Raw genomic sequence first — 25,048 nt, 5'->3', positions numbered from 1 at the left:
AGTACAATGAAAAAAGCATACGAAACAGCAATGATCAACCATGGCGGGCGCAATGGAGAGGTCGAGGCACCCAATGGCTCGATGCATATGAAAATCACTCCTCCGGGAATCCATGCAGAAGGAACAAATCCAGAACAATTATTTGCAGCAGGTTATGCTTCTTGTTTCAATGGGGCAGTACAACATATGATCAAAGAAGCAGGAATGACCGCAGAGTCCACAGTAAAAGCACGTGTCTCTCTTTATAATTTAGATGATGGCGGCTATCAGATCGGTGTAGTATTAGAAGTGCATATCGATGGCATCAGCGAAGAAGAAGCCCAAAAAATTGCAGAAGATGCGCATGAATTCTGCCCTTACTCCAAAGCAACTAGAGGAAATATCGATGTAGAAGTAACGATTGTTTAGAAGAATAAAGGAAATCGAACCAGACTAAAAACGTGAAAGGACCGCTTTTTGTCTGGTTTTTTTGACAAACAAAGCAGATGATTTGGAAAATAGACGATTATCGGTTATCATATTTTTGTACCAATCGGTAGGTAAAGAAGAAGCGAGGGAAAAAGGATGGAAAAATATCAAAATATTGTGATCGGTTTTGGAAAAGGCGGTAAGACTTTAGCGAAGGCGTTAGCTTCAAAAGGCGAATCGGTTTTAGTTGTTGAAAAGTCAACACGTATGTATGGCGGAACATGTATCAACATCGGCTGTATTCCTTCTAAATCATTGATTTTCAATGGAGAAAGAGGAATCGATTTTACAGAGGCTGTTGCTCGGAAAGAAAAATTGACGGGCATGCTTCGTGCCAAAAATTATCATATGATTAGCGATGAGGCGACTGGGACAGTGATGGACGGCACAGCACGTTTTCTTTCTAACCATCAAATCGAAGTAACGAATAATGGTGAAAAAGTGATTGTTGAAGGCGAACGGATTTTCATCAATACTGGTTCTGAACCAATCATTTTACCAATCAAAGGATTGAATACAAGTCGCTACTTGATTGATTCTACGCAAGCAATGGATCAGGAACAATTACCGGAAAAATTAGTGATCATTGGAGCTGGATATATTGGTCTGGAATTTGCATCAATGTTCAATGAATACGGATCTAAAGTTGTCGTTCTTGATGCCCATCCTGAATTTCTTCCACGTGAAGATGAAGACATTGCACAAATGATTTTAGAAGATTTGACGAATGCAGGAATCGAGTTCCACTTAGGTGTGACTGTTGATGAAGTAGCAGACCAAGAATCAACAGCTGCCGTTACCTTTACAGAAGATGGTCAAAAAGTAACGATTGAAGCATCTAAAGTTTTAGCAGCAACTGGCCGAAAAGCTAATACAGCTTCTCTTGGATTAGAAAATACAGATGTTAAACTGACCGATCGCGGAGCAATCGCTGTAGATGAATACCTTCGTACAGATGCGGAAAACATTTGGGCGATTGGAGACGTCAAAGGCGGACTGCAGTTCACTTATATCTCTTTAGATGATTATCGAATTATCATGGATCAGTTGAAAGGCGAAAATACACGAACAACGAATAACCGGAAAGCTGTGCCTTACAGTGTATTTATCACTCCGACTTTATCTAATGTAGGATTAACAGAAAAACAAGCCAAAGCACAAGGCGTCAATTACAAATTATTCAAGTATATGACAAGCGGTGTTCCTAAAGCACAAGTATTAGAAGATCCTAAAGGGGTATTCAAAGTTTTAGTTGATCCTGAAACTGACTTGATTCTAGGCGCAAGTATCTATGCGGAAGATTCTCATGAAGTCATCAACTTGATTTCGCTAGCTATGAATGGAAAACTTCCTTATACGTTATTGAGAGATCAAATCTATTCTCATCCAACAATGAGTGAAGCTCTAAATGATGTATTAAAATAAATAACGAATGGAGAATTTAGCATGTTCAACAACAAAAATACAGCAGTAGTTCTAACTGACCCGCAAGTCGAGTTCTTGAAACCAGCAGGCGGTGGCTTTGGTTTGACAAAAGATATCTTAGAAAAATACAATACGATCGAAAATATGATCGAAATGGTGAAACAAGCAAAAGAAAAAGGATACAAACTCTTTATTTCTCCTCATTATTTTTATCCACATGACCATAAATGGTAATTTGGCGGTGCAGGAGAACATATGATGCTTGAGCAGCAGATGTTTGCTAGAAAAAGTCAATATGAACCAGTGGAAGAAGGTTCAGGAGCCGATTTTATCGAAGAATTGAAACCATATTTGGATGAAAATACGATCATCAGCTCTCCTCATAAAATCTTTGGACCAGAAAGCAACGACTTAGCGCTTCAATTGAGAAAAAATGGAATCGACACAGTAATTCTCGGTGGAATGAACGGAAACTTGTGTAGTGATTCCCATATGCGTGAATTGGTAGAGAGTGGATTCAATGTTGTGGTAGCGACAGATGCAATTGGTGCTCCTGGCCAAGAAGCAATGGATGCAGCGTTGACGAACTTTGGTTTTATTGCAGATCAAGTGATGACAACAGAGGAAGTATTAGAGCAACTATCATAAGATAGGAACTGCTTTTGTCCTCGCAGTTCTTGAATCAATGAACATCTAGCTACAAGAGAACAGTTTTATAGTGAGGACTGTGTCAGATAATTTGGCATAGCCCTTTTTAAACGATTAGGAAGATAAAATGATGAATTTATTGTATAATATAGGACTATGAGAGATGAAAAAGGAGAATATCATTGAAAACAAAGGAAAAGATCTTGGAAGCGACCAAAGATCTTATTTATAAAAAAGGCTATCACGAAACGTCAATCCGGGATATTCTAGCAGCTTCTGATACGGGGAAAGGGCAATTTTATTATTACTTTTCTTCAAAAAAAGAAGTTTGTCTAGCGGTGATCCATGCGCATATGGACATGTGGCAGACAGAGTTGTTTGAAGACATCTTAAATGCTGGAAAACAGCCAGAAGAAGCACTAGAAGAAATGTTGGATTGGATTTTCGCTGATCATGAGGCACAAATCACTTATCATGGCTGTCCTGTGGGGAATTTGATTATTGAGTTGAGTACAGTGGATGAAGAATTCCGTCTATTGCTACTAGAATTAGTCAATCAATGGGTCAAGTATACGAAACAAAATATCTTGGCACTTTCTGAAGAAAAACTGTCCGATGCAGAGGCAGACCGTCAAGCCAAAGCGTTGATTGCTGAAATCCAGGGCAGTATCTTATTGTTGAAAGTCACACAAGATCTATCACTACTTAGACAGAATTTTCAATTGATCAAAGAAAGATTGTTAACTTCGCAAAAGGTTCTTTAATAATTAGAGGTTGTGACAGAAGTGGTCAGCTTCAAGAAATAAGAAGGAATTGACGAAAATTACTTCTCAAATTTTTGTGAAATTTCGGCTTATTTTTCGAAGAAGCTACTTCTGGAACACCGTGAATCAGAGGTTGCGAAAAAGCTGTCCTGCATCAAGTAATAAGAACAGCCAAACAAAAATAGCTTCTCATATTTTTCGTTTGGATGGGCTTATTACCGCAGATGCAAGCTTTTGAACACCGTTTAAGGAAGAGGTTGCGAAATCAGCGGTTTGACCTGAGTATTAGAGAAACAAATGGAAAAATAGTTCCTCATATTTTGCCATTTGTTGAGCTAATACCGAGGGTCAGCTGATTGAACACCGTTTACCCAGAGGTCGGGAACTTGCCGTTTCACTCTGAGTCACAAGGAGTAATTTCAAAAAACAGCTTCTCATATTTGATGGATATTGTGACTTGTGACCGAGGAGTTGGCAGGAGAAAAAAGTTTACTGGAGAGTTTGTCACAACTTTTTTAATTCTCCATTCATTGAAAACGTTTTGTTGGTGTGAACTTCTTGTTGCAGTGTATGATAGATAAAAAGATGGGGGAGGTATTAGGATGTGTGGTCGTTATTTTTTTAATCTAGAGTCGGAGCTCCTTCAGAATTATTATCGAGAAGCCCAGAAGAAACAACCGGAACAGGCAGCAGAATTAGCAGCTGGAGAAATTTTTCCGTCAAATCTTGTTGTGACATTAAGAAAAAAGGAAGAAAACAATCTCACTCCGGAAATCATGAAGTGGGGATTTACCGGATTTAAAAAAGGACAATTGATGATCAATGCCCGAGCAGAGACAGTAGAAGAAAAAAAGACCTTTCATCAACCATTTTTGCAAAATCGTTGTGTTTTCCCAATGAGCGGCTTTTATGAGTGGAATGAAGAAAAAGACAAATTTATGTTTTCAAATAAGGAAAAAATAGTGTATATTGGCGGCTTTTATCGTAGCCATCACGATGAAAAAACAGCAGAATCGATCATAATGACTACTGAACCTAATCGCACAGTTGCACCAATCCATGACCGAATGCCGCTTGTCTTGAATGAAGAACAAATCGAACCTTGGGTAACAGATATTTCTTTTGCGCGAAAAATCATTACTCAGCAGATGCCTGAATTAGTAATGGAGAAGGTATAACAGAATCGATTTTTCAAAGAAAGAGCGGCAAAAAACAAAAAAGACTTCAGCACAGATCCCAAAAACAAAGAGAACAGAAGAAATGCTCATAAGCTGCATATACTGCATCTATAGAGTCACATTCGACCTTATAGCTTCTATTTGTTTTTTACTCGTGCTGCGAGTCTTTTTTTGTTTATACCTAACGATGTTTATCATTACGACTCTTTGAATTCTTGGAATCTAAAATTCAAACTTAACGACTGGTTGGCAGTTGTATATTCCCTGAATTTATAGATAAGAGGTTGCCATTTATTCACATTGATATGAGTTGGATCATGTAAAATCCCTTCTTCTCATCCTTAGTCGTCATCAGCACGACGGGAAATCCGTAATAGAAACTTTTTTCCATTTTTTTAAACATAATCCTCACCTCTGAATATAGTATACTAAGCTTATTCCTCGATGCTCATCGATGTGTGAAAGGATAGAAAAAATGGCTGGATTTCCTGATCTTCAGCAAACGACTAAACTCTTAGCAGATCATTCGCGACTTGAGATCCTTACTTTATTGATGGATGGAAGGTTCCATACTGTACATGAACTAGCAAAGAAAGCAAAAATAAAAGATCACACGGCATCTTATCGTATAAAAAAACTTCATTCTCTTGATTGGGTGATGTCTTATAAACAGGGAGGAAATGTCTATTATCGATTATCATCTCTGGAAATCGCTGATTTGTTAGAAAATCTTATGGTAGTTAGTCCGGTTAAATCGATCAAATCATTTAATGAAAACAAAGAATATAGTGAATTAAAAGCAGGAAGATCTTGTTATCGGCATTTAGCCGGTGTGATAGGTGTAGTTTTTTTCAACTTTCTCCTTCACAACTGTCACTTTTCTTTTTAAATGGCAAAAATTTCAATCTTTAAATGGCGAAAAACAAAGAGCGTGAAACCCTATCCTTATCTCACGCTCTTTGCCTATTTTCTAACAAATCAAGTATTTCTTGAGGAGAATCAATAATTATATCTACACTTTGAAATGATTCAATGTTTTTAGCACCCCATTTAGCTAAACCAAAAGTGACTCCACAAGATTTCGCACTTTGCATGTCATATAATGAATCACCAATGTAAATCGTCTCTTCTTTTTTTATGCCCAATTCATCAATTGCCTTTTGTATGGGGGCCGGAAAAGGTTTATGCAACTTAGTATCTGAAGCTGTAATTTGTATATCAAAATACTGATTTAAATTAAATCGGTCAAACTCATTTTTCATTTCTTCTTTTGTTTTAGATGTGACAAGTCCTAATTGAATCCCTTTTACATGCAATGTCTGTAATGTTTCTTCTATATGCGGAAAAACTTGAGCATTGTCTGCTAATAAAAGTACGTTTTCACCCCATTTTGATAAGAGAGTTTCCTCTTCTTCTTCAGTATTTACAAACTTTTTAATAGCTTCTCTTCCAGGAATACCTAAAATATAATGTAATTCTTTAATCGGGATTTCCTTCTCTAATTCTTCACGCAATGTTTTTTGAAGAGAATGTGTCATAACATATTCTGTATCAATAATCGTTCCATCAACATCAAATAATATCGTTTTAATCATAGCTATTCTCCTTTGTGTAGATGATTTTGCTCTTTCCTATTCTAACGGCTAATTCTTCAGGAATTTTTTTATCAGTTATCAAATAATCAATTTCTTCAAACGAGTAGACAAGGTAATTATGTGATAAATTGATTTTTGTATGATCACATAGTAATACGACTTTATTACTTTTCTCTCTAACTGCCTGTTTCATTGCGATGTCTTCTTCATGGGCATAATAGATTCCCTGATTATTTATACCCGCACAACTTAAGAAAGAAATATCAAACCGATACTTAGTTAATTCCCAGATTGGGTATCCACCAGTAACTGAACGGCTTTCTTTATTTAATGTTCCTCCAAGAATCGTAGTAGGGATTGAAGTGGTCTTTAAGAATTGATCGGCAATGTCAATCGAGTTTGTCACAGCCAAGTTTATGTTTCTATTCGCTAAATATTGAGGCAAAAGAGAGATTGTGGTCGACACATCTAAATATACGGTTTGCTTTTCAAGTAATAGTTTACTTGCTTCTTTAGCAATTTGCTTTTTCACTTGAAGTTCTTGATCTGTTCTTCCTAAATATCCATCTATTTTATTAAACGAATTTGCTAAACTGATACCTCCGTAAGTTCTAATCACAAGGTTGTTATCCGCTAGTTTTATTGTATCTCTTCTAGCCGTGTCTCTAGAAGCACCTGTAAGTTGCATAATGTCTTGTAAAGTCAATGATTTTTCTTTTTCCAGTCTTTCCATAATTATCATCAATCTTTTTTGTTGATTCACCTATTCAATCCCCTTCGTAAAAAACGAGTAATTTTAAGTATATAAACATAATAACTTAAAATTACTTAAATGTACACTAGTATATAGTGTAGAGAAAATCAGCTTTTTTTCATTAGAAATAAGTTCCTATTAAGTAACATATAGATTTAGGTATTTATCAGCATAAATTGCATTAGGCGTTTTTTTGACTAATTTACTTTTAGATGATATTATAATCCCACATCGTGACCGATCGGTCACGATGTGGGATATTATAGAAAGTAGGTATGAAATGTCAGAAACGATTATGACGAATTATGAACAGTGGCTAAATATGGCTGAAATGCCAGAGAATAAGCGAAAAATATTAGAAGCTACTATTAGACTTTATTCAAAACAAGGAATATCCAACACTTCAACCAGTCAAATCGCGAAAGAAGCCGGTTTTTCAAAAGCGCTAATTTTTAAGTTTTTTACAAATAAGCATGATTTAACGATGAATTTACTTACACCTATTTTAGATCATATATTACCTGCTTTTACTTCCGATTTTTTTGAAGATCTTGAAAAAAAAGCAGAAGTAAAAGAGATTATTCATTACATCGTTTTTAATCGTTATCAATTTCTAATGGAAAATAAAGAGATTGTCTTAATTTTCTTGTCCGAAATACTAATAAACGAAGAGTTACAACAAGATTTTTTCTCATATATTGATTCCAATAATAAGAATAATTGGACAAGAGAACATTCCCTTTTTTCGAAAATAGATGAAAAAATCACGTTAACGAGCTTGTTCTCAGCGATTGCCAGTCAGATTCTTATGTTGTTTGTTCAATGTCTGATTTTTAATAAAAAAATGACTGAACAGCAACAAAATCAACGTTTAGAAGAAATTGTAGACTTAATTTACAATGGAGTTAAAAATAGAAAGGAATAAAAATAATGTATCTTGCAATAAAAGAAATTTTACACAATAAACTTCGTTACAGCCTTGTCCTAGTTACAGTTTTCCTTATATCGTTTATGGTCTTCTTTATGACAAGCCTAGCAATTGGTTTAGTTCGAGATAACCGAACCGCAGCGGATAACTGGGATTCAACAGGAGTAGTACTCTCAAAATATGCAAATAAGAATCTAACAGCCTCCTTTATTACTGAAGATAACTATAAAGATAAGTTGTCAGATGACGCGGTCCCCCTAGGATATATGTTTGCTGTAACAAATCTAAAAAATGATGATACGACAGTGAATATCTCAATTTTTGCTCAAAATTGGAACAGTTTTATTGCCCCTAAACTTATTGAAGGTCATTATCCTGAAAGTAAGAATGAAGTTATCATTGATCAATCGATGGAAAATTATAATATTAAAATGGGCGATCAGATACAGTTAAATGGAAGTACTGACGAATATAAAGTCGTCGGTATAACGAATGACAGTAAATTTTTTACCGTGCCGGTCATTTATACTGATTTGTCTACCTACTGGAAGTTACAGCATACGGATAAAACAACCAAAACCATTTCAGCAATTGTTCTAAACAATGATGTTGATGTCTCTGGGGAGGGCTTAGTACAAGTAACCGAACAAGATATGATCAGTAATATTCCTGGCTACACACCGGAAGTAAATGTGTTTATGGGAATGATTATAGCTCTGGTAGTTATTACTTGTTTAGTAGTCGGTATTTTCATTTACATTATCATGATTCAAAAACTAGGGCTTTATGGCATTATGCGTGCACAAGGTATTCAATCCAAAACAATTATCTGGTCTCTATTTTGTCAAATATTCGTTTTATCAGGTATGGGTGTTTTAATGGCACTTATTGGCGTATGGGCAGTAAAATTTGTTTTACCGGCAACCCTTTTCTTTTATCCTAGCTGGCTAGCCTATTCACTTCTAGGTTTAGCAATCATTATAATGGCTCTTTTGGGAGGGCTAATCTCGTTGCCTAAGATTTTGAAAATTGATCCTATAGAAGCGATTGGAGAATAAACAATGAATTTAGTAGAAATGAAGAATGTCACCAAGACATATGGAAGTGGACATACATTAACACAAGCTCTATTCCCTACCAATTTTGAATTAAAGGAAGGAGAGTTTACTGCTATTGTTGGTCCTTCAGGATCAGGAAAAACAACTTTCTTGACGACACTAGGAAATTTGCAAACACCAACTAGTGGTCAAATAATTATAAAAAATAAAGAAACAACACAAATGACTGAAAAAGAAAAAACAACTTTGCGTTTTAAGGAATTTGGCTTTATCTTACAAGCATCAAATTTGATTCCATTTTTGAATGTTCAAGAACAGTTAGATTTAATAGATCGTTTAGACAAGCCAAATTCAAAAAAAATGAATCGTGAAGAACTATTAGATCTGCTGGATCTAAACAAGGTATTACGATCTTATCCGAAAGATTTATCCGGTGGAGAGCGACAAAGAGCAGCAATTGCTCGCGCATTATATAATAACCCAAGCATCATATTAGCTGATGAACCCACAGCTAGCCTTGATACAGAACGTGCGCATCAAGTTGTTGATCTACTTGCACGAATTGCTCACGAGTATAATCGAGGTGTGGTTATGATAACCCATGACATGCGTTTACTTGATAAAGTCGACCAAGTTTACACCATGCAAGATGGGAAACTGTCACGTGGAAATGCTTTACAATATAATTGATAATAACGTATGATATTCACATAAAAGTAAAATCCCCTCAATGATGCGTTGATAAGATATAAAACTCCCTAACTACTATATAGGGAGTTTTTATTTGTATATAAGTGCATCTTTTTGTCTTCAGGAAGAAAAAAAGTAATCCCAAAATTGTCGTAGGATTTCCTAGTAAAATAGCAGCAGTGAAGAATAAGTAAAACCTATCCTATATTTATTTGCTTTATATTCATTATTTTGTTTCTATACTGAATGAAGCTCATAAATAGAGTGGACAGAAAATCAGGCGTTTCTGAACAGTCTATTTTTTTATCTTATTTCTATAATTTTGATTCTATTATGTGTTCATAAACCCATATCAAAATCTATGTTCATTTATACCATCGGTATAAAGTTATGTTACAATAAAATTAATGAGGGAGTGATTTTTTTGAAAATAGGATACGCCCGGGTATCTACTGGTTTACAAAATTTGGATTTACAAGAAGACAGCCTAAATAAATTTGGTTGTGAAAAAATTTTTACCGATCATATGAGTGGGGCAAAAAGTAATCGACCAGGATTAGAAATGGCGATTGATTTTGTTCGCTCTGGCGATACACTTGTCGTTTGGCGATTGGATCGATTAGGACGGAATATGGAAGATTTGATTTCAATTGTCAATCGATTGAATGAACGCGGCGTAAGTTTTCATAGTCTTCAGGAAAATATTACAATGGATAAATCTAGTTCGACTGGTCAGCTAATGTTTCATTTGTTTGCAGCATTCGCAGAATTTGAACGCAACCTGATTTTAGAAAGATCCGCAGCAGGACGAGCAGCAGCTCGAGCAAGAGGGCGATTTGGAGGACGTCCTGAAAAATTAAAAGCACAAGACTTAGAATTATTAAAGACTCTAGTTGATAGTGGAACACCTATTAAAACTATTGCCGAACGTTGGAATGTTTCTCGAACAACGATTTATCGTTATTTAGATAAAATGGAGGGAAAAGATGGAAAAACAAACGCTCACTAGTTTTTCAGAACAGCAAAGAATAGATGCGATGAAAAAATATAAAATTATTGAGCCTTATCTTAATAAACAAAAAACGATAAAAGAAATAGCTATTAAAAATAAAGTACCTACTCGTACACTCTATCGCTGGGTACAAAAATATGAACATGATGGTCTAGTTGGTTTAATTAGGAAGATACGAACTGATTTTGAGCAAATTAGGGTTTCAGAAGAAGTTAGACAAAAAATAGAAGAATTGGTATTGAGACACAAAAAAATAAGTACAAAGACATTATCTCGAAAAATTGTTTCCTATTGTAAAGAGAACAAATTGCCTATCATCATGCTGATGATATTGGAAAAAATGCAACAGATGAAATATTAAGTATAAATAAAGTTTTTTATACTGCACCAACTGAAAAGATGTCTCGTGTCAGTTCTGATATTAACACAATAACTAGTAGAATAGGTCTGACTAAAGCAATGCATATGGTACTAAAATACAATCAAGAAGATCCTTCTGTTCCTAAAACCTATGAAGCAATTGATTTAATTATTGTCGATGAAATTGATCGTTTAAAGCTTCAGCATTTAGAACAGCTAAGAGATATTTATGATAGAAATGATCTGGCAATGGTTCTTAACGGTATGCCTGGTATTGAAAAAAGGTTGTCTCGTTATCCGCAACTTTACTCTCGCATAGAGGATTTGCTCATGAATTTGATAACCTTAGTAAGGATGAAACACATCATATTTTGAAATACAAGTGGTCAGACTTAGGAATTGATATTAAGTTAGAAGATTTTTCTGATTATGAGGCTATCACAACTATCATTAAAATTACAAAAGGAAATTTTAGGCTTATTCATCGTTTATTTGCATAGATTGATCGTATTTTAAGAATCAATCAAATAGATAAGATTACTGTAGAAGTTGTCGAAGCAGCAAGAGATAGTTTAGTGATAGGTATATAAAAAGCTACCAAAAATTGGTAGCTTTTGTCATTTAATACTAAAAATTTTTGCCATTTAAATAGAAAAGTGACATTCACAACAACTATCTTGTGATGGAAAACCATCATGTGGAACTTACAGAAGAAGGCGTTTGTTATTTCAAAGACTTAGGAATAGATATTGACGCACTGAAAAAACAATCTGGAGCACTTGTGAAACCTTGCTTAGATTGGACAGAACGAACATTTCATTTAGGAGGAAATCTCGGGAACGCGTTTTTCCGATGGTGTAAAGAGAAAGAATATATCACATTGAATCCAGAAAACAGAGGTGTTCGCTTAACTGCTGAAGGAAATTTATTTTTCAAGAAATTTAAAGCGAGCCAATAGGAAAGTCGTTTCTAATACAATAAAAAGGTTGTGACAAAAATCTTGTCACAACCTTTTTTCTTATTTCTTGAATGGAGGTGTCCCATACATTTTTGGTGTTACTGGTTCTAATTTTGGTGCAGCGCCTTCGATCTTAGGTTCTTTCAACCATTGATATTCGCCTTCTCCGTCCAGTGCTTTGCCACTAGCCCAAGATCCTTCACTACTTTGGTCTCCCTCTGAGAAGTTATAGAAGTCATAAGCAATGTCTTTTCGTTCTTTGTCACGTGGGAAAGTACTTGGGACTAAGATCGAACCTTCTTTTTCTTCTAATTCTTTCACTGCACATTCCCATAGATTTTGATGATAACTATCTCTTGCAAGGAGAACAGACAGCATATCTTTTACGCCACGATCATCAATCATTTCGTAAATACGTGCTACTTGAAGTCTTCCTTGTGATTCGGCATTTAAATTAGCTCTAAAATCTGCTAACAAGTTGCCACTCGCAATGATATAGGCACCGCTCCATGGATTGCCCACGCTGTCAGCAGGACGAGGTCCTAAGCCAGCTACGATCGCGTGCTGTGGATTCATTCCAGAGATAATGGCACCAATTGTTGGATCTTTTTGCATTGCTGCTTCTTGATCTTCAACAGGCGCACCCTCTAATAAACGAGCAACCATTGTCGCCAACATTTCCACGTGGCCGATTTCTTCTGTTGCAATGTCCATCAGCATATCTTTATATTTTTCTTCTCCTCGGCAGCTCCAACCTTGGAACAGGTACTGCATAGCTACACTCATCTCGCCATATTGGCCGCCGATCAGCTCCTGCAGATATTTCGCGATTAATGGATTCGGACGATCTGGTTTTGCCTCAAACTGCAATTCTTTCTGGTGTCTAAACATCAAAATTCCTCCTAATCTTTTTTTAATACATTCTCATTCTGCTATGAAAAATTAAAAAATTCAAAGAAAACGCTCGCGAATTATATAAAGTGTTGGTATCATTAATAATTTTTCGATGATCATACCTTATAAATTGTTATTTTCAGAACAAAATGATATCGTTATATTAAAACCAATATCGGTTACATTAAAATTTGGAGGTAAAATATGAAAAAAATATTGTTTACAGGATTGTTGGCAAGTTCAGCATTGTTTTTATTAGGAGGATGCGGATCAAGTAATACAAGCGATGCCAGCTCAAGTGCAGCAAATTCTTCTGAAAAAACAAGTGATGGAAGAAAAAATATTGATTTCTGGTCCTTTTGGGGGTCGGGCGCACGAAAAGAAGCCATCGAAGAAATCATTGAGGATTTCAACCAATCACAAGACGAGATCCATGTAAATTATAAGTATCAGCCATGGGGGGATATTTGGACCAAATCTTTATCTGCAATAACGGCTGGAAATGCACCTGATGTTATTGTACAGGACATAAATTCCGTTGCGCAAAGAGCAGAAGCACAGCAAGCAACCAATCTCTCTGAGTATGTAGATAAAGACACTTCTAAGGATTTTTATCCGCAGCTTTGGGATACAGTAGAATATAAAGGTGATCCTTATGCCATCCCATTCAATACAGATACACAAGTCATTTTTTATAATAAAAAGTTATTTAAAGAAGCTGGAATCAGCGAACAAGATCTACCGACAACTTGGGATGAATTAGAAGAAACAGCACGTAAACTAGATAAAAAAGAAGGAAAAGAGTTTACGCATATCGGTTTTTATCCATTATGGAATTTAGGCGCGGATGTATGGGCGCTAAACGCAGACAACGGGACTAGTTGGTTTGATAAGGACGAAAAAGTCAAGATTGATACTAAAAACAAAGTGGAAGCCTTGGAATGGATTCAAGACTGGCAGGATTATTATGGAAAAAATACAATCAACAAATTAGAAGCAGAATTTGGTTCTGGTGTGTCTGATCCATTTATTTCTGGATTAGTAGCCATGCGCGCCCAAAACATCAATTATTACTCTAGCTTGATGGAAAACGCACCGGATGATTTTGATTTTGGCGTGATGCAGCTTCCAGAAAAAGAGGAAGGTTCAGGTCATTGGTCATGGGGTGGCGGATTCGTCTTGGAAGTACCATACGGAGCAAAAGATCCTGAAGCCTCTTATGAATTCATCAAATATCTTTCTTCTCCAGAAGTACAAGAAAAATTCGGCGAAAAAAGTTTTGACATCATGGCAAGCAAGACAGCCAACGAGAATTTAGTGAATAATGACAACCTAACGGACAAAGGGAAAATGATCTATCAAATGGCGGACGAAAACTTTAAAAATACGGTGATCACACCAGTTCCTTTAGATGCACCGGATTATACGACATTAGTGAATGAACAGATCGACCAGATTCTTTTAGGAACAAAATCAGCAAAAGAAGGATTGGCAGATGCACAAAAAGCAGTAGAGAACTTAGTCAAGCAAAATCAATAATCCGTTTTTGACTGTCTAGGTAAAGAGGAGGCAAGAAAATTTGAAGCGTTTATCTATCCGAAAGAAAAAAGAAGCAAGATGGGCCTATTTATTTATCTCGCCTTTTATTATCGGTTTTTTAATCTTTATGCTAGGGCCTATGCTTTTTTCAGTTATTGGTAGTTTCACCGATTATAATTTGACATCCAAGATGAATTTCATTGGTCTAGCAAATTTCAAAAGAATGTTCGTTCATGACGATTTATTTTGGAAATCGTTATACAACACCGTTTATTTCGTCATCTTCAATGTACCGCTGACGACGATTTTCAGTGTGTTTTTAGCCACAGTACTCAATCAAAAAATCAAAGGAATCAGTGTATTCCGTACAGTTTTCTATTTACCGGCAGTCTTATCAGGAGTAGCAGTCTACATCTTATGGATGCAGCTGCTTTCTCCATCTGCAGGATTGATCAACACATTTCTGGGCTGGTTCCACATCCCTGGACCAGCTTGGTTGTTTGATCCACAATGGACGAAACCAGCGTTGATTTTGATGAAAATATGGAGCTCTGGAGGAGCAATGCTACTTTACTTAGCTACATTACAAAATGTTCCTAGATCTTTATATGAATCAGCAGAAATCGATGGAGCAGGCGTTTGGGGAAAGTTCAAAAGTATTACTTTGCCATTAATCACTCCTATTATTTTTTACGATGTGATCACCTCTACGATCGGTTCTTTCCAAATTTTTCAAGAAGCTTATGTCATGACGAAAAATGGAACAGGTGGGCCTGCAAATTCCTTGCTTTTTTATAATCTGCATATGTGGAACAAGGCGTTCGTCGCTTTTGATATGGGGTATGCGATGGCTATGTCGATGATCCTATTTCTGATCGTTTTGGTTCTGACTTTTGTCAATTTGAAGCTTGCACCTAAATGGGTCTATTATTCTGGAGGTGACGGCAAATGATGGATTATTTTAAAAAGACCAGTGTGAATCGGCAATCAAAAAAAATGCTAAGCTATGTGCTTATGACGGTAATAGGAATTATTTTGCTCATTCCATTGCTTTGGATGGTATTTACTTCATTGAAACCAATGGAAGAAATCGTTCGTTATCCTCCGACCTTTTTCCCAGAAAAAATCGTATGGGAAAACTATCTGGATACGATTGCCGCATTTCCTTTTTGGCGCTATGCAAGAAATACATTATTCATCACTGTGCTAGTAGTGATTGGTAATGTCCTTTCGAATTCTTTTATTGCTTATGGATTTGCGAAGCTTGATTTTCCTGGGAAAAAGCTGATGTTTGCTTTGGTTCTTTCTACGATGATGATCCCAGGGTTTGTAACGATGATTCCTCAATATGTATTATTCTCCAAGATCGGCTGGGTAGGTACTTATTTGCCCCTGATCGTTCCATCGTTCTTCGGCAATGCGTTCAATATATTTCTGATGCGTCAATTTTACTTATCGATCAATAATGAATTGATCGAAGCTGCTGAAATCGACGGAGCGAATCATTTGTATATTTGGAGTCATTTGATGCTTCCATTGACGAAACCTGCTTTGATCACGATTGCAATCAATTCCTTCAATGCGGCTTGGAATGATTTCTTAGGTCCTCTTTTATATATCCAAGATCAAGAAAAATACACGTTGCAGATTGGCTTGCAAGTTTTTCAGAACCAAGCGACGACACAATGGAATTATCTGATGGCAGGAGCAACACTTGTCTTGATCCCGACGATCTTGCTGTTCTTTTTTGCACAACGTTATTTCATTGAAGGAATGGATTTGACAGGAGGATCAAAAGGATGATGAATCGGTCGATTGGTAAAAGAGCCAATGATTATTTCTTAGAAATCATTGAATGGATACCACGTCTTATCCAGTTACAGCTACTGTGGTTCCTGTGCGTCTTGCCTGTTTTCACATTGGGATCTGCAAGTCGAACAGTTCTGTATATGATTTATTATTACAAAAAAAATAAAGAGAAAAAGCTCAGTTCATTATACTGGAAGAAGTTCCGTGAGAATATTTCTCTTTATGGAAAGCAAGATAGTTTAGCAAGTAGTTATTTTTTTCTTTTATTCATCGATTATCGGATTTTCCATTATTGGGGTGGGAGAATTGGCTATACATTGATGTATACTACGTTGTTTTTGCTTCTATTAAGTGCGGTTCTTTTTAGTTACAAAATCTTGCTTCAACTGGAAAATCAAAAAGAAGTCTCTTGGATTGCAGCATTTTTCTTGTTTTTTAATGATTTTAAAAGTGCACTTTTTTATTTAGCAGGCACGTCGATACTTCTGATTGTATTATGGTTTGCAGGACCAATCTACCTTGCTTTATTAGGTTTTAGCTTCTTGTTTTATTTTCAAGTCCTGCTTTTTATCCATCGTACGCAAGAAAAGGGTCTTAAAAAGGAGGAATAACATGCTGCGTTTGATTGCTAAAATCGATGATCGTATTATCAATAAGTTCGCTAAGCAACGAGAAACGGACAATCGGAAAATCAATTTCTTGAAATTTATCAGTAATATCTCTAATGGCGGTTTTATTTGGCTGCTCCTTGCTACGGTTTTAGTTTTGGTACCTGATACAAGAGAATATGGTCTAGCTATTCTTATAGGCAGTCTAATCTATTTTTTTGTTGGTCTACTTCTCATTAAAAAAACGACAAGGCGGAAACGACCCTATGAAAAAAATCGTCGGCTTATCCTTTACACAAGTAAACCGAAGACTTCTTCTTTTCCTTCAGGGCATACGGCACTTGCTTTTTTATCTGTAGCAGCGTTGTTCGAGTTAAGTCGTATTGCAGGAATATTAGCTTTTCTATTTGCTTGTTTGATCGCTTATTCAAGAATTTTTTTACTTTTACATTATCCTACTGATGTTTTAGGAGGAGCTATTTTAGGAAGTGTTATCGGCATCTTGTGTGCTGCCGTTATCTGAATCAATTGCATGAATAAAGCATGAGTGCGTAAATACGCATTTGTGCTTTATTTTTTTGTTTTTCAGGGAAACAGTCGAGGATTATTTACCTGTCTTAATAACTTAAGTTCTGTTAAATGAGAACGTTATAAAACTTTATAATCTAATTTTAATAATAAATGTTGTATAATTGGTGTTTTTTAACTAAAATGGATATTATTTGATTTAAAGTTAAAATTAAATTAAATTATAATTAGATAGACGTTGTTTTTGGTGTTTGTTGTGAAAGAAGACACATGTTTTAGAAAGGAGTATAAGAATGTGAAAGGGATAAAATTGAAGCTTTTGCAGTTAGCAGCTGTCAGTCTGCTATTTGGACCGTATTTCCAGTCTGTCTATCATATGACAGCATTGGATGTAGCTGCTGAGTCAACAGAAGTGAAGGAGGATGAGGTATTTCTAGATGAGGATTATGCAAAAATCGAAGGGAGGTATATCGAAAAAGAAGAAACGTTTGAATGGCATCTGGCTTTTGAAAAGAAAGAGAGTGCGAACGAAGGTAGAATACGTTTAGCAATCGATACAGCTGCTACCGGTATTGGTACCGTAAAAAACGTTCGGGGAACAGGTCTCTCCTCTTACGATGAAGATGGAGAAGACTTAAAAGTCGAGACAATCGATGGTCAAGAATGGTATGTCGGAAAATTTTATTCAAAAGAAGCTGAGACCGGCACATTGGTTTTTGAAACAGAAAAGATTCCAGATGTGAATGAAGGGGAACTACCTCTTCAAGTGGTGGTCGATGAAAGAATAGCTAATCAAGAATTACAAGAAAATGAAACAGATACAGAGGATTCCGCTGAAAATCAACGTAGCGAAGAAAATGAAACGGAAGAGCTGGACACACCAATCGTGCCCAGCGGTCAAGCACTCCAACGCATTCAACGCCGGTTATTCAACGGTATTTTAGAACGTCTTGGACCAACAGCTACGCAAGATCCATATGAATATATCTATCCTAGCGGAATAGCTGAAAACGATCAGCACCGCTATCCACGATTTACAACGAATGACTATACAAAAGTATTAGGAAATTGGTCACAAAGCAATGAACGCTATCAGGGAGAAAAAGGCTCACCATATGATGGAGAGAACTTGATCGATGATAGTGATTACACAATCGGGGGAGCGAACTGGCGAAATTATGACTATGCGGCTGATAATGGATCAACTGCAGGTGAAGAAGATGTAAATGTTCCGGCTCAAACCGTTCAGCTTTGGGGAGATGAACGGAATTTTGAAAACAGTTACTTGGATTATAACGGAGCGTATATCAAAAAATGGGTAGAACCTGTTCTATCAAACAACCCAACATCTGATCTACATCCTGAAGATGCAACGACACTTTATAACGTTTATCTAGATGTGATCGGAAGTGAGAAACAAGAAATCAGCCCGATCGATATCGTTTTTGTTCTAGATAAATCAGCCAGTATGAATGAGGGGACACTAGAAGGCGGAGGCCAGAGTAAAAATGCGGCACTGATAGAAGCAGTAAATGAAATTAGTGAAAATCTGCTATCCGACCCAAATATGGATATTCGGATCGGTATGGTGAATTTTTATCATAATAGTACAGTCATCAATAACCAGGAACAAATCAGTTCGGACATCTTTCCGTTGACAAATGACATCAATCGTTTAACGGGAAGTGAGAATACAGCACTAAATCGTACACCCATCGGAGGAACGCCGCTTACACTAGGACTTAAAAATGGCTATGAAACATTGTACGCGGATAATGGCGGAGAAAATAGAAATCCCGAAAAGATCCTGATCGTCGTAGGAGACGGAACACCCACCTTCAGTTATGCTCCAATTGAAAGAAGTAACAGACCAGATTTTACCAACTGGGCAGTTATGAATAATATGATCGCTCGAGATACAGGCGATTTATTTAAAAACTTTGAAACATATTCTGGAAATACATCAGGGGCAGGTTTTAGTTATCCTGTTGTCTATCCTTCAGAATTTAATCGTCCAGAAGATACGTGGGATTATAATTATCGTTACGGAGAAGTAAAAGAAGGTGATGATAAAGCGTTTCACTGGGTTGGTACTGGTGCTGCTAGCAATGGTACTACAGGAGAACCGGATACCCAAGAAAAATCATCTGCCATCAATACTGTTGCATATCATCATTGGCTGAAAAACAAGTACCAAGAGAACCCACCAAGTATTTTCTCCATTGGGTTAGGCATTGACGGAAGTGTTGCCGGCAGACAGCGGCTCGATGCAATTGGACGAAATGTATTAAAAAACATTGCTGATTTAAACGATGATGGCACAACACCGCGTTATTACGATGCGAACAACAAGAATGACATCATTACAGCCTTGGAGGACATCTCCTCTACTTTCAAGAAAACGATCCAACAAGCCACACTTTATGATGAAACTGGATTTAATGTTTCACCGTTTGGAGCTGGCAGATCGGCGGATATTCAGTTTTACCATCTAGATCCAGGAGAAAATGGCATGAAGTACCAAGAACCAGAAATATGGGATGTCACACGTTATGGGCAAGCACCGCCAGAAGTAGTGGCGACACCGACAACGTATGTCGGACGAGAAAATCAAGCCTATAAATTTTCTCCGATTTCTTTAGGTGAAGGGGAAATGGTCAGGATCAAGTATCAAGTAAAACTGGATGCAGGAGCACAAGACGGGAATTTCTATGCTGTAAATAATCAGGCATATATCCAAAATCTGGAAGATTATGATAACGATATCACATCTGGTCGAATGTATTTCCCAACGTCCTCTATTCGTTATGAACACAAAGACCGTAATTTGCAAGTTAGCAAAACAGGGCAAAATGGGGAACCTTTAGCAGGAGTCGAATTTGCTCTATATGATCAGGACCCGGATAGCGGGGATGTGGAACCGATTGAAACGAGAACAACTACCAACGATGGACTCGCAATCTTTGAAACGAAGATCCCTGTGCTGGGGGATGAAACAGGTGCTGTCAGTGATATTTTCTGGATCAGAGAGATCGCTGGACCGCCACGTTATCAGTTAGTGGATGAGACGTATCAATTCCAAATCAAAAAATATAGTTCCAGCGGAGATACAGCGCTTGGTCACTATGAGTTGGTAGCAGCAAATACTTCAGGAGTAAGAGTTGGTGGAGAAGAAGGTAGCGATCCTGATTCTTATTATGAAGGCGAATACCACAAACTTTCAATTGTTCAAAATGTCAATGAGGACGAAACGGATTATGAAGACTTGTATGTCAAACTGGAAATGCGGAATGAATTCAAGCCAGTCCACATGAACATCAATAAATTCATTGAAGGAAGCACTACGCCAATCAATGGGGCAGAGTTTGAACTTTATCAAACCGATGGAAGCGGACTTGAAATTGGAACACCGGTAGCTAAAGGAATCTCTGGTGCAAATGAAGCAGACGAAGAGAAAGGAATGCTCACGTTCTATTCAGTAAATGAAAATGGAGAATATTTGCTCGTGGAGGGTGAGAAAGTCATTCATCCTATTGGAGAACCAGATTCATTTATTCATACGGACAGTGAAGAAAATGCCAACTATGCAGAATACAAAATCGTTGAAAGTCAAAGCCCAGAAGGTTTCAAAGAACCTAGCGAAAACGACACATGGATCTTGCGACTTTACGACAATGAAACAGGCATCATCCAGCTTAGACGAACAGGTGAAGCAAATTGGCAATATCTTACCCATTCAACAGACGAAGAGGGCCGATTATGGGTGGCATTCACTGCTTACAATACGTTTGATTACCGGGAGATCCGGGTTAGAAAATTAGATCATGAAGGTAATCCTTTAGATGGTGCAGGTTTTGACATTAGGAAAATAGGAGATTCTTCCTTCCCGCTGTATCGAGCATACACAGGCAACCCATTAGAACCAGAAGAAACGAAACGTTTGTCTGGAATCGGTTACTTCTATCTTTATACGATCGGTGTAGAGAAGTACGTCGATTTAGAATACAGTCAACCACTCCGTTTGTCTATCGGTGAATATGAAGTTTCGGAATCTGTTGCACCAAATGGGTATCAATTGTCTGATCAAGTATTCCAGTTTGCACTGAATGAAGAAGGGAAATTTGTCATTGGAGAGACAGTCATCGAAGACGAAACTGATCCGTTACCGGAGGGTTATGACATCATCGATGGTGTATTACAAGTAACCTTAGAAGATGAACTAGCACCAATCGATCTGGAACTTTTGAAAGTTGACAGTATGAGTAGTCGACGTCTTGAAGGCGCAGAATTTTCAATTGAGAAACAAAATAGTGCAGGAGACTATGAACTCATCGACGGAGGCTTGGCACCAGATCCAAACGATTCTTCCCTATTCAATGCTTTGGATTTGACGGAAGGATTCTATCGGATCAAGGAAGTGAAGTCGCCGGACGGCTACAGGAAACATCCAGGCTACTTTATTTTAGAAATTAGTTATCGAGAAGAACCAGAAGTGGAAAATGATCGGGTCGTTCCAGGAAAAGAAGCCGGGACACTAAAAGTTGAGATTTCTTATTATCCAAACGAAGAAGCAGAGACTCCTGATCTGCAGCAAGAATTAGAGTATGAACTTTTGGATACGAACCGAATCAGGCTACAGCTTAGTGTCGGGAATGATCCTGAAAATCCATTGCCTGCTACAGGGGGATCTGGACGATTATTCTATATCCTGATTGCTGCATTCTTCGTGGCACTTGCCGGTGCAGCCTATGGTTTGTATGTCAGACAATCTAAAAAGGAGGGGGCAAGGTAATGAAAAAGCTGTTGTGTTTGATGCTTCAATTACTTGTTTTACTGCCATTTGTAGCAGTCCTTCTTCCTCAAACGATGTCGGCAGAAGAATTAGGGGAAGACGTTGTGGAATTCGTATTGCATAAACGGATGATTCGAGATATCGATTATAACGACCAATTTGAATTCCATGAAAATGACGGTCTGGCTATCTCTGAGGAAGCGGGAAAAACAGCAGATATCATTTCGCAGACAGTTCCGCTAAATGGAGCGACATTCGCCGTTTACGATATGACCGATTATTATCATGACAAAAAAGCTGCTGAGAACATGACCTCTAGAGAATTCGTCCAGCAAATCGCTGAAACGAGCAGAAACAATATCCGTCAGTTAATCACAGAAGAAAGACTTGCTCAGGTTGGGGAATCGGTAACGACTGGAAAAGATACGGTTGGTGGATTAGGAGATGGGATTGCACGCATCCAAGTACCTAAGAAAAACCAAGATCGAGATGCAGTTTATTTGATTTTTGAAGAATCAATTGATCCGGAAATCGGGTTGAATGTGGATATCGATCAAACAGCGATCCCGATTGCTGCTGTTTTGCCAATCTATCATCCAACAGAACCAACCGAGGAACTGCAAGAAATCCATATCTATCCTAAAAATGTCGGTTATTTAAGAGATCCATACTTTTTCAAGTATGGACGACAAAGAGGAACAACTGAAAAAGGACGCCCCTTAGAAGGTGCTGTTTTTGCTCTGTATCAGATAATAGAAGGCGAAAAATATTATTTAGACATGGCTCCTGCGAATGACTTGAAAAATCAATGGATCAAACCAGCAAACAACGATCCTTTGAATGATAAAAATGTAAGCAAATTCATTTCAGATAAAGACGGTCTAGTCACGACAGGTCAACGATTCTTGCCCTCTGGTACCTATTATTTTGAGGAATTGAAAAGTGTAGAAGGGTACGAAATGGACGAAGCAAGTAAGCAAATCGAGGTCATTGTCCCTGAATCTTGGGTGGATGCAGAAGGACAGCCGCAATATGTAATGGTCAATGGGCAGAAGATGGCTGAATTGGAATCCGGAAAAGTTCCAGCCTCTGCCTATGAATCAGCAACACCACGCGTGTATAACGAGACCATAAAAGAAACAACGGACAAACCGAAAGAACCAAGTGGACCAAGCAATCCAAATCAACCTGTGAAAGGGTCCGTATTTCCACAAACCAATGAAGCAAGAACATTGATTTCTTTGTTAGGAATCCTTTTGTTGTTAGGTGCTGTTTTATTAATAAAAAAAGAACGGGGAGAAAAAAATGAATAAAAAAATGATGACCATGGGGATGAGTGCGCTGTTGCTCGCAGCTGTAGGTTTAGGAAGTTTTGGAAATGGAAAATTAGTTCACGCTGAAGAAGTCACGGAAAAACCAAGTGAAGTGACAATCACATTACACAAAAAAGCATTCACGACTGTGCCTGAAGAACGACCGAACAGCGGGTTGATATCAGATGATTTTGGCAATGAAAATCTTCCAGGCGTCGATTTTGAAATGTTTGATGTTACAGATGTCTATTATAATTTGCTGAAAGATGACCCTAGAACAACTGACATAGATGATGATGGGTTAGAACCTGCCGCTGCGATTGCTTTGATCCAATCAGATCACACAGCAGCATGGTTTGTATCTTATGGTATCGAAAGTATGGATAAGCAGACGACTGGCGAAAATGGTGAAGCTGCTTTTGAAAAGGTACAGGTAACTGAAACAACGGGAGAATTAAGAGATAAAGTCTATCTCTTCTTAGAAACATATTCACCAGCTCATATTTCAAGAATCGCGTCTCCAATGGTTGTCATGATGCCAGTTATGATGCCAGATATTATTGGCGGTGTATGGGATGGAACCTCTTGGAAAGATACGTACAACACCGATGTACACTTGTATCCTAAAAATGAAATCCAAGATTCTTCCAAAGAAATGAATGTAGATGAAGCGGACGTTAGAACAGTGACGATTCGCAATGAAAATGGTGAAGAAACGATCCGATATGTTGACTTGGAAAAAGGAAAAACAGTTTCTTATACAATAACTGCACCGATTCCTTACTTTATTGATGAAATCAATGAGGACAATAGAACAGTCATCACGCATTTCATGATCACAGATACGCCAACAGAAGGTTTGAGTTATTTTGATCAGGATATCCTTGTACAAGCAGGAGATACAACACTGATAAAAGATACTGATTATACAGTAACAAAAGCGAGTAACGGTTTTGTCGTGGAGATCATTCTTGAAACAGGAGGTATACCGAACAGAGCAACGCTTGAAAAATTAGGGAATCATCGCGGTGGGGAATTAACTGTTACCTATGACTTACAAGTCAATGCAGTCATCAATGCAGACGAATTCCATAACAATACAGCGTTGATCGAAATCGGTAGAGGTGACGAGTATGACTACAACGAACGTCGCGTACCATCAGAAGAAGTAACGACTGGCGGGAGAAGATTTGAAAAGTTTGATGCTTCAAGTAATGCTTTACTAGACGGTGCAAGATTTGAATTGTGGAACGAAGAGAAAACTGCTTATGCTGTTTTCTATAAAGATGGCGTACGATTACCTATTTATGAGTCAGGTGCTGATGCAGAAGAAATCACAATCGATTGGATAAGTGATAATAGTGTAGAGGCAACAGAATTTGTCTCAAATGACCAAGGATACTTCGAAGTTGTTGGATTAGATTACGGAACATATTTCATGAAAGAAACAGTAGCACCAGAAGGATATGTTTTACCAACAGGTGAAGCAGCTTTCACAGAATTCAATGTAGAACTTGGTAGCTATGATGATGAACTTGTGATTGTGGGCTATGAGTATCCAGGAGCAGCACGCGTACCAAACGTAAGACAAGGATTTCTTCCTTCTACTGGAGGAAACGGGATCTTAGCATTCTTGCTGATCGGTCTAAGTTTGATGATTGGGGCCTACAGCTGGTACCGTAAATCTAAAATGAAGTCTGAAGTATAAGCAACAAAAATAAGCTGCA

22 protein-coding genes and 2 pseudogenes are annotated in these 25,048 nt (G+C 37.4%); 21 read left to right on the top strand and 3 right to left on the bottom strand.

Annotation, left to right across the window (positions count from 1 at the left end; genetic code table 11):
• The first annotated feature begins 6 nt into the window (after positions 1-6).
• The 6 genes and pseudogenes from OZZ83_RS09260 (at position 7) to OZZ83_RS09235 (ending at position 5,372) form a co-directional block, all read left to right on the top strand.
• Entirely contained in the window at positions 7-408 is a 402-nt protein-coding gene (locus tag OZZ83_RS09260; RefSeq protein ID WP_002286825.1) for an organic hydroperoxide resistance protein, read from the top strand.
• Positions 409-564: 156 nt separating this feature from the next.
• A complete protein-coding gene (locus tag OZZ83_RS09255) occupies positions 565-1,893 on the top strand; it encodes an FAD-containing oxidoreductase (protein WP_002308157.1) in 1,329 nt (442 codons plus the stop codon).
• A 21-nt stretch (positions 1,894-1,914) separates the two neighbouring features.
• Positions 1,915-2,541, top strand: a pseudogene (locus OZZ83_RS09250) (cysteine hydrolase).
• Positions 2,542-2,723: 182 nt separating this feature from the next.
• Positions 2,724-3,305 (top strand): TetR/AcrR family transcriptional regulator, encoded by a 582-nt coding sequence (locus tag OZZ83_RS09245; RefSeq protein ID WP_002308158.1) that lies wholly within the window; start codon positions 2,724-2,726, stop codon positions 3,303-3,305.
• Between the two features lie 602 nt (positions 3,306-3,907).
• The gene (locus OZZ83_RS09240; RefSeq protein ID WP_002312030.1) at positions 3,908-4,483 is read left to right on the top strand and encodes an SOS response-associated peptidase; all 576 of its coding nucleotides are present in this window, start codon (positions 3,908-3,910) and stop codon (positions 4,481-4,483) included.
• A 475-nt stretch (positions 4,484-4,958) separates the two neighbouring features.
• Positions 4,959-5,372, top strand: a complete 414-nt coding sequence (locus OZZ83_RS09235; RefSeq protein ID WP_002334961.1) for an ArsR/SmtB family transcription factor — start codon at positions 4,959-4,961, stop codon at positions 5,370-5,372.
• Between the two features lie 61 nt (positions 5,373-5,433).
• Here OZZ83_RS09235 and OZZ83_RS09230 read toward each other — a convergent pair whose 3' ends face one another.
• The gene (locus OZZ83_RS09230) at positions 5,434-6,078 is read right to left on the bottom strand and encodes an HAD family hydrolase (RefSeq protein ID WP_104835551.1); all 645 of its coding nucleotides are present in this window, start codon (positions 6,076-6,078) and stop codon (positions 5,434-5,436) included.
• Complete coding sequence (locus tag OZZ83_RS09225) at positions 6,071-6,841, bottom strand: DeoR/GlpR family DNA-binding transcription regulator (RefSeq protein WP_104835552.1); 771 nt, start codon at positions 6,839-6,841, stop codon at positions 6,071-6,073. Before OZZ83_RS09225 ends, OZZ83_RS09230 begins: the two co-directional genes overlap by 8 nt.
• A 271-nt stretch (positions 6,842-7,112) precedes the next feature.
• Between OZZ83_RS09225 and OZZ83_RS09220 the strand changes: the two genes are divergently transcribed.
• The 7 genes and pseudogenes from OZZ83_RS09220 to OZZ83_RS09190 all read left to right on the top strand — a co-directional run bounded on the left by OZZ83_RS09220 (position 7,113) and on the right by OZZ83_RS09190 (position 11,838).
• On the top strand, positions 7,113-7,757 hold the full coding sequence (locus OZZ83_RS09220) for a TetR/AcrR family transcriptional regulator (RefSeq protein ID WP_002308166.1): 645 nt from the start codon (positions 7,113-7,115) through the stop codon (positions 7,755-7,757).
• 5 nt (positions 7,758-7,762) lie between these two features.
• On the top strand, positions 7,763-8,818 hold the full coding sequence (locus tag OZZ83_RS09215; protein ID WP_002308167.1) for an ABC transporter permease: 1,056 nt from the start codon (positions 7,763-7,765) through the stop codon (positions 8,816-8,818).
• 3 nt (positions 8,819-8,821) lie between these two features.
• Entirely contained in the window at positions 8,822-9,508 is a 687-nt protein-coding gene (locus OZZ83_RS09210; protein WP_002308169.1) for an ABC transporter ATP-binding protein, read from the top strand.
• A gap of 424 nt (positions 9,509-9,932) precedes the next feature.
• Complete coding sequence (locus tag OZZ83_RS09205) at positions 9,933-10,517, top strand: recombinase family protein (protein WP_002308171.1); 585 nt, start codon at positions 9,933-9,935, stop codon at positions 10,515-10,517.
• Complete coding sequence (locus tag OZZ83_RS09200; protein ID WP_002308173.1) at positions 10,495-10,881, top strand: helix-turn-helix domain containing protein; 387 nt, start codon at positions 10,495-10,497, stop codon at positions 10,879-10,881. The genes OZZ83_RS09205 and OZZ83_RS09200 overlap by 23 nt, the downstream gene beginning before the upstream one ends.
• A pseudogene (locus OZZ83_RS09195) lies at positions 10,821-11,470 on the top strand (AAA family ATPase); the annotation flags it as partial. The gene OZZ83_RS09200 and the pseudogene OZZ83_RS09195, both read left to right, overlap by 61 nt.
• A 107-nt stretch (positions 11,471-11,577) precedes the next feature.
• A complete protein-coding gene (locus tag OZZ83_RS09190; RefSeq protein WP_002334960.1) occupies positions 11,578-11,838 on the top strand; it encodes a hypothetical protein in 261 nt (86 codons plus the stop codon).
• A 60-nt stretch (positions 11,839-11,898) separates the two neighbouring features.
• Here OZZ83_RS09190 and OZZ83_RS09185 read toward each other — a convergent pair whose 3' ends face one another.
• Positions 11,899-12,729, bottom strand: a complete 831-nt coding sequence (locus OZZ83_RS09185; RefSeq protein ID WP_002286789.1) for a manganese catalase family protein — start codon at positions 12,727-12,729, stop codon at positions 11,899-11,901.
• A gap of 207 nt (positions 12,730-12,936) precedes the next feature.
• Here OZZ83_RS09185 and OZZ83_RS09180 point away from each other — a divergent pair, with 207 nt between their 5' ends.
• The 8 genes from OZZ83_RS09180 (at position 12,937) to OZZ83_RS09145 (ending at position 25,029) form a co-directional block, all read left to right on the top strand.
• Positions 12,937-14,271: an ABC transporter substrate-binding protein gene (locus OZZ83_RS09180; protein ID WP_278023614.1), complete on the top strand. Its 1,335-nt coding sequence runs from the start codon at positions 12,937-12,939 to the stop codon at positions 14,269-14,271.
• A 40-nt stretch (positions 14,272-14,311) separates the two neighbouring features.
• Positions 14,312-15,223, top strand: a complete 912-nt coding sequence (locus OZZ83_RS09175; RefSeq protein ID WP_002291248.1) for a carbohydrate ABC transporter permease — start codon at positions 14,312-14,314, stop codon at positions 15,221-15,223.
• The gene (locus OZZ83_RS09170) at positions 15,220-16,074 is read left to right on the top strand and encodes a carbohydrate ABC transporter permease (RefSeq protein ID WP_002308183.1); all 855 of its coding nucleotides are present in this window, start codon (positions 15,220-15,222) and stop codon (positions 16,072-16,074) included. The genes OZZ83_RS09175 and OZZ83_RS09170 overlap by 4 nt, the downstream gene beginning before the upstream one ends.
• Positions 16,071-16,691 (top strand): DUF624 domain-containing protein, encoded by a 621-nt coding sequence (locus tag OZZ83_RS09165; protein ID WP_002313354.1) that lies wholly within the window; start codon positions 16,071-16,073, stop codon positions 16,689-16,691. The genes OZZ83_RS09170 and OZZ83_RS09165 overlap by 4 nt, the downstream gene beginning before the upstream one ends.
• A gap of 1 nt (position 16,692) precedes the next feature.
• Positions 16,693-17,211, top strand: a complete 519-nt coding sequence (locus tag OZZ83_RS09160) for a phosphatase PAP2 family protein (protein WP_002312039.1) — start codon at positions 16,693-16,695, stop codon at positions 17,209-17,211.
• 300 nt (positions 17,212-17,511) lie between these two features.
• Complete coding sequence (locus OZZ83_RS09155) at positions 17,512-22,008, top strand: SpaA isopeptide-forming pilin-related protein (RefSeq protein ID WP_325066055.1); 4,497 nt, start codon at positions 17,512-17,514, stop codon at positions 22,006-22,008.
• Positions 22,008-23,321, top strand: a complete 1,314-nt coding sequence (locus OZZ83_RS09150) for a pilin N-terminal domain-containing protein (RefSeq protein WP_002308190.1) — start codon at positions 22,008-22,010, stop codon at positions 23,319-23,321. Before OZZ83_RS09155 ends, OZZ83_RS09150 begins: the two co-directional genes overlap by 1 nt.
• Positions 23,314-25,029, top strand: coding sequence for a SpaH/EbpB family LPXTG-anchored major pilin (locus OZZ83_RS09145; protein ID WP_325066054.1), 1,716 nt, complete (start codon positions 23,314-23,316; stop codon positions 25,027-25,029). Before OZZ83_RS09150 ends, OZZ83_RS09145 begins: the two co-directional genes overlap by 8 nt.
• Positions 25,030-25,048: the final 19 nt, after the last annotated feature.

It is taken from the genome of Enterococcus sp. E5-162 (assembly GCF_035725965.1).
GTDB lineage: Bacteria > Bacillota > Bacilli > Lactobacillales > Enterococcaceae > Enterococcus_B > Enterococcus_B lactis.
The sequence above is the reverse complement of the archived record's forward strand: the minus strand, read 5'-3'. Positions and strand labels throughout refer to the sequence as shown.

Coding starts and splice junctions, on each gene's coding strand:
- OZZ83_RS09160 (WP_002312039.1), top strand. CDS start 16,693: ATGCTGCGTTTGATTGCTAAAATCGATGATCGTATTATCAATAAGTTC.
- OZZ83_RS09145 (WP_325066054.1), top strand. CDS start 23,314: ATGAATAAAAAAATGATGACCATGGGGATGAGTGCGCTGTTGCTCGCA.
- OZZ83_RS09215 (WP_002308167.1), top strand. CDS start 7,763: ATGTATCTTGCAATAAAAGAAATTTTACACAATAAACTTCGTTACAGC.
- OZZ83_RS09220 (WP_002308166.1), top strand. CDS start 7,113: ATGTCAGAAACGATTATGACGAATTATGAACAGTGGCTAAATATGGCT.
- OZZ83_RS09230 (WP_104835551.1), bottom strand. CDS start 6,078: ATGATTAAAACGATATTATTTGATGTTGATGGAACGATTATTGATACA.
- OZZ83_RS09185 (WP_002286789.1), bottom strand. CDS start 12,729: ATGTTTAGACACCAGAAAGAATTGCAGTTTGAGGCAAAACCAGATCGT.
- OZZ83_RS09255 (WP_002308157.1), top strand. CDS start 565: ATGGAAAAATATCAAAATATTGTGATCGGTTTTGGAAAAGGCGGTAAG.
- OZZ83_RS09150 (WP_002308190.1), top strand. CDS start 22,008: ATGAAAAAGCTGTTGTGTTTGATGCTTCAATTACTTGTTTTACTGCCA.
- OZZ83_RS09240 (WP_002312030.1), top strand. CDS start 3,908: ATGTGTGGTCGTTATTTTTTTAATCTAGAGTCGGAGCTCCTTCAGAAT.
- OZZ83_RS09170 (WP_002308183.1), top strand. CDS start 15,220: ATGATGGATTATTTTAAAAAGACCAGTGTGAATCGGCAATCAAAAAAA.
- OZZ83_RS09165 (WP_002313354.1), top strand. CDS start 16,071: ATGATGAATCGGTCGATTGGTAAAAGAGCCAATGATTATTTCTTAGAA.
- OZZ83_RS09200 (WP_002308173.1), top strand. CDS start 10,495: ATGGAAAAACAAACGCTCACTAGTTTTTCAGAACAGCAAAGAATAGAT.
- OZZ83_RS09180 (WP_278023614.1), top strand. CDS start 12,937: ATGAAAAAAATATTGTTTACAGGATTGTTGGCAAGTTCAGCATTGTTT.
- OZZ83_RS09210 (WP_002308169.1), top strand. CDS start 8,822: ATGAATTTAGTAGAAATGAAGAATGTCACCAAGACATATGGAAGTGGA.
- OZZ83_RS09235 (WP_002334961.1), top strand. CDS start 4,959: ATGGCTGGATTTCCTGATCTTCAGCAAACGACTAAACTCTTAGCAGAT.
- OZZ83_RS09260 (WP_002286825.1), top strand. CDS start 7: ATGAAAAAAGCATACGAAACAGCAATGATCAACCATGGCGGGCGCAAT.